Genomic DNA, 5,568 nt, shown 5'->3' with positions numbered 1-5,568 from the left:
TCTTCTGCGTGTGCAGGGCCTGGTGGTGCGGGTGGTGGGTTAAACAGCGATGGCCACCCATTTCTGGGTGGCCATCGTGAATGGTGTCCGGCGGTGTCCTACTCTCCCACAGGGTCCCCCCTGCAGTACCATCGGCGCTGAGAGTCTTAGCTTCCGGGTTCGGAATGTGACCGGGCGTTTCCCTCTCGCTATAGCCGCCGTAACCCTTGCGACACACCCACCGCACACACGGTGCTGGTGGGGGTCAAATCTGGGTTACACGTCAAGCGTGTATTCAATTATATGCACCACCTCCCGGTGGTGCGGTGCCCGTATTCTGGGAACCACAAAGTGGACGCAAGCAATCTCTGACCACTCCTACCAGCCTTTACAACGGTATGAGTGTAGTGATTATCAAGTTATCGGCTTATTAGTACCGGTCAGCTCCGACAGTCTTTAGTCCTGTCTTCCACATCCGGCCTATCAACCCAGTAATCTGGCTGGGAGCCTCTCCCCCGAAGGGATGGAAATCTCATCTCGAAGCCGGCTTCCCGCTTAGATGCTTTCAGCGGTTATCCGTTCCGAACGTAGCTAATCAGCGGTGCTCCTGGCGGAACAACTGACACACCAGAGGTTCGTCCATCCCGGTCCTCTCGTACTAGGGATAGATCTTCTCAAATTTCCTACGCGCGCAGCGGATAGGGACCGAACTGTCTCACGACGTTCTAAACCCAGCTCGCGTACCGCTTTAATGGGCGAACAGCCCAACCCTTGGGACCTACTCCAGCCCCAGGATGCGACGAGCCGACATCGAGGTGCCAAACCATGCCGTCGATATGGACTCTTGGGCAAGATCAGCCTGTTATCCCCGAGGTACCTTTTATCCGTTGAGCGACAGCGCTTCCACAAGCCACTGCCGGATCACTAGTCCCGACTTTCGTCCCTGCTCGACTTGTCAGTCTCACAGTCAAGCTCCCTTGTGCACTTACACTCGCCACCTGATTGCCAACCAGGTTGAGGGAACCTTTGGGCGCCTCCGTTACTTTTTAGGAGGCAACCGCCCCAGTTAAACTACCCATCAGGCACTGTCCCTGAACCCGATTAGGGTTCGAAGTTAGATATCCAGAGTGACCAGAGTGGTATTTCAACAATGACTCCACGAACACTAGCGTGCCCGCTTCAACGTCTCCCACCTATCCTACACAAGCCACACCGAACACCAATACCAAACTATAGTAAAGGTCACGGGGTCTTTCCGTCCTGCTGCGCGTAACGAGCATCTTTACTCGTAATGCAATTTCGCCGAGTTCGCGGTTGAGACAGCTGGGAAGTCGTTACGCCATTCGTGCAGGTCGGAACTTACCCGACAAGGAATTTCGCTACCTTAGGATGGTTATAGTTACCACCGCCGTTTACTGGGGCTTAAATTCTCAGCTTCGCCTTGCGGCTAACCGTTCCTCTTAACCTTCCAGCACCGGGCAGGCGTCAGTCCGTATACATCGTCTTGCGACTTAGCACGGACCTGTGTTTTTAGTAAACAGTCGCTTCCCACTGGTCTCTGCGGCCATCGAACGCTCCCGGAGCAAGTCCGTTCACGCCTCAGGCCCCCCTTCTCCCGAAGTTACGGGGGCATTTTGCCGAGTTCCTTAACCACGATTCTCTCGATCTCCTTGGTATTCTCTACCTGACCACCTGAGTCGGTTTGGGGTACGGGCGGCTAGAACCTCGCGTCGATGCTTTTCTTGGCAGCATAGGATCACCGATTTCGACTTGCGTCTACCCATCAGATCTCAGGCTATATGAACGACGGATTTGCCTATCGTTCGCCCTACATCCTTAGACCGGGACAACCATCGCCCGGCTCGGCTACCTTCCTGCGTCACACCTGTTAATACGCTAAACGCACCAGCACGGGGTCGTACGCTAGGCCCAACGCTTCACCCCGAAGGGATCCATCAGAGGGATTCAGATACTTAGCACTACTGGATTGTCTTGGGCGGTTCTTCGCCGGTACGGGAATATCAACCCGTTGTCCATCGACTACGCCTGTCGGCCTCGCCTTAGGTCCCGACTTACCCAGGGAAGATTAGCTTGACCCTGGAACCCTTGGTCTTCCGGAGGACGGGTTTCTCACCCGTCTTTCGCTACTCATGCCTGCATTCTCACTCGTGTGGCGTCCACGGCTGGTTCACACCGCCGCTTCACTCGCCACACGACGCTCTCCTACCCATCAACACGGCTGGACCACGAAGGCCTACCACAAAATGTCAATGCCACAACTTCGGTGGCGTGCTTGAGCCCCGTTACATTGTCGGCGCGGAATCACTTGACCAGTGAGCTATTACGCACTCTTTCAAGGGTGGCTGCTTCTAAGCCAACCTCCTGGTTGTCTGTGCAACTCCACATCCTTTCCCACTTAGCACGCGCTTAGGGACCTTAGTTGGTGGTCTGGGTTGTTTCCCTCTCGACTATGAAGCTTATCCCCCACAGTCTCACTGCTGCGCTCTCACTTACCGGCATTCGGAGTTTGGCTGACGTCAGTAAGCTTTTGGGCCCCATCGGCCATCCAGTAGCTCTACCTCCGGCAAGAAACACGCAACGCTGCACCTAAATGCATTTCGGAGAGAACCAGCTATCACGAAGTTTGATTGGCCTTTCACCCCTATCCACAGCTCATCCCCTCCATTTTCAACTGAAGTGGGTTCGGTCCTCCACGACGTCTTACCGTCGCTTCAACCTGGCCATGGATAGATCACTTCGCTTCGGGTCTAGACCCTGCGACTGAATCGCCCTATTCGGACTCGCTTTCGCTACGGCTGCCCCACACGGGTTAACCTCGCCACAGAGCACTAACTCGCAGGCTCATTCTTCAAAAGGCACGCCGTCACCCCTACTAGGAGGCTCCGACGGTTTGTAAGCAAACGGTTTCAGGTACTATTTCACTCCCCTCCCGGGGTACTTTTCACCTTTCCCTCACGGTACTTGTCCGCTATCGGTCATCTGGGAGTATTTAGGCTTATCAGGTGGTCCTGACAGATTCACACGGGATTTCTCGGGCCCCGTGCTACTTGGGATACTCTTCACGCCATAACACCATTTCGACTACGGGGCTCGCACCCGCTCTGGCCAGGCATTCAAACCTGTTCGTCTATGATGCGCTGTAACGTTCCGTGCTCGGCAGAACACGACGAAAAGTCCCACAACCCCGACCATGCAACCCCTGCCGGGTATCACACATGGCTCGGTTTAGCCTCTTCCGCGTTCGCTCGCCACTACTAACGGAATCACTGTTGTTTTCTCTTCCTGTGGGTACTGAGATGTTTCACTTCCCCACGTTCCCTCTACCCGCCCTATATATTCAGGCGGGAGTCACCAGGTCACCACAAGGGGCCTGGCGGGGTTTCCCCATTCGGAAATCCTCGGATCACAGCTCGTTTATCAGCTCCCCGAGGCTTATCGCAGATTACGACGTCCTTCTTCGGCTCCAGATGCCAAGGCATCCACCGTTTGCTCTTAAAAACTTGAAAATCACATGAGTTAAGAAACTACAATTCGAAGATTGCAGATTTCAATGATTTGCAGGAACACCCGAAGGCATCCCTGCGCCTCTGTCGATCCAAGACCCGAAAGTCCTGAATCTAAGATGCTCGCGTCCACTGTGTAGTTCTCAAAATACGGGCGGTACCCCTCCCCCACACACCCAGGCGTGAAGAAAGGATCCAGAAGGTCGACCCGAACCATCCGAAGACAGCCGGCCCGGTCCCTCAGGACCCAACAGCGTGCATGTGCAAGCCACCCTCCGCACCGTGCGTTCCCAACCCGAAGGCTGTACTGACACGAGACGAACTCGACCTGCACCTAGTTCAATGTTCCACCCATGAGCTACCAGCGAAGACATTCGCTTCGATCTGGCGCCTGGGACACCCTGCGGTGCCCAGATGCTCCTTAGAAAGGAGGTGATCCAGCCGCACCTTCCGGTACGGCTACCTTGTTACGACTTAGTCCTAATCACCGATCCCACCTTCGACGGCTCCCTCCCACAAGGGGTTAGGCCACCGGCTTCGGGTGTTACCGACTTTCATGACTTGACGGGCGGTGTGTACAAGGCCCGGGAACGTATTCACCGCAGCGTTGCTGATCTGCGATTACTAGCGACTCCGACTTCATGAGGTCGAGTTGCAGACCTCAATCCGAACTGAGACCGGCTTTTTGGGATTCGCTCCACCTTACGGTATCGCAGCCCTTTGTACCGGCCATTGTAGCATGCGTGAAGCCCAAGACATAAGGGGCATGATGATTTGACGTCATCCCCACCTTCCTCCGAGTTGACCCCGGCAGTCTCCTATGAGTTCCCACCATGACGTGCTGGCAACATAGAACGAGGGTTGCGCTCGTTGCGGGACTTAACCCAACATCTCACGACACGAGCTGACGACAACCATGCACCACCTGTATACCGACCTTGCGGGGCAACCATTTCTGGAAGTTTCCGGTATATGTCAAGCCTTGGTAAGGTTCTTCGCGTTGCATCGAATTAATCCGCATGCTCCGCCGCTTGTGCGGGCCCCCGTCAATTCCTTTGAGTTTTAGCCTTGCGGCCGTACTCCCCAGGCGGGGAACTTAATGCGTTAGCTGCGACACGGAGACCGTGGAAAGGTCCCCACATCTAGTTCCCAACGTTTACGGCGTGGACTACCAGGGTATCTAATCCTGTTCGCTCCCCACGCTTTCGCTCCTCAGCGTCAGTAACGGCCCAGAGAACTGCCTTCGCCATCGGTGTTCCTCCTGATATCTGCGCATTCCACCGCTACACCAGGAATTCCATTCTCCCCTACCGCACTCTAGTCTGCCCGTACCCACTGCAGGCCCGAGGTTGAGCCTCGGGTTTTCACAGCAGACGCGACAAACCGCCTACGAGCTCTTTACGCCCAATAATTCCGGACAACGCTTGCACCCTACGTATTACCGCGGCTGCTGGCACGTAGTTAGCCGGTGCTTTTTCTGCAGGTACCGTCAAACCGAAGTCCTTCTTCCCTACTAAAAGAGGTTTACAACCCGAAGGCCGTCATCCCCCACGCGGCGTTGCTGCATCAGGCTTTCGCCCATTGTGCAATATTCCCCACTGCTGCCTCCCGTAGGAGTCTGGGCCGTGTCTCAGTCCCAGTGTGGCCGGTCACCCTCTCAGGCCGGCTACCCGTCGTCGCCTTGGTGAGCCATTACCTCACCAACAAGCTGATAGGCCGCGAGTCCATCCTTGACCGAAAAACTTTCCACCCGCACCCGATGCCGGGGCAGGTCGTATCCGGTATTAGACGCCGTTTCCAGCGCTTATCCCAGAGTCAAGGGCAGGTTACTCACGTGTTACTCACCCGTTCGCCACTAATCCACCCAGCAAGCTGGGCTTCATCGTTCGACTTGCATGTGTTAAGCACGCCGCCAGCGTTCGTCCTGAGCCAGGATCAAACTCTCCGTAAAAAAATTACGACTCCAACCCCGAAGAGAAGGAAGTCAAGTTTGACCTCTAGCAAATAAGACATCATTACTGACATCAATTTCCAAAGGAATCCCAACCGGATCACAAAACCCGGC

The 5,568-nt window shown here is 55.3% G+C and carries 3 rRNA genes; all 3 read right to left on the bottom strand.

From position 1 onward, the window contains the following. Positions 1 to 85 precede the first annotated feature (85 nt). A 5S ribosomal RNA gene (gene rrf / locus LRG51_RS19475) occupies positions 86 to 202 on the bottom strand. A 187-nt stretch (positions 203 to 389) separates the two neighbouring features. Continuing rightward, a 23S ribosomal RNA gene (locus LRG51_RS19470) occupies positions 390 to 3,506 on the bottom strand. Between the two features lie 422 nt (positions 3,507 to 3,928). Further along, positions 3,929 to 5,454, bottom strand: a 16S ribosomal RNA gene (locus LRG51_RS19465). Together the 16S, 23S and 5S rRNA genes form the textbook arrangement of a ribosomal RNA operon. Positions 5,455 to 5,568 lie beyond the last annotated feature (114 nt).

The sequence above is a fragment of the Rathayibacter sp. Leaf248 genome, from assembly GCF_920939495.1.
Lineage (GTDB): Bacteria > Actinomycetota > Actinomycetes > Actinomycetales > Microbacteriaceae > Rathayibacter > Rathayibacter caricis.
The sequence above is the reverse complement of the archived record's forward strand: the minus strand, read 5'-3'. Positions and strand labels throughout refer to the sequence as shown.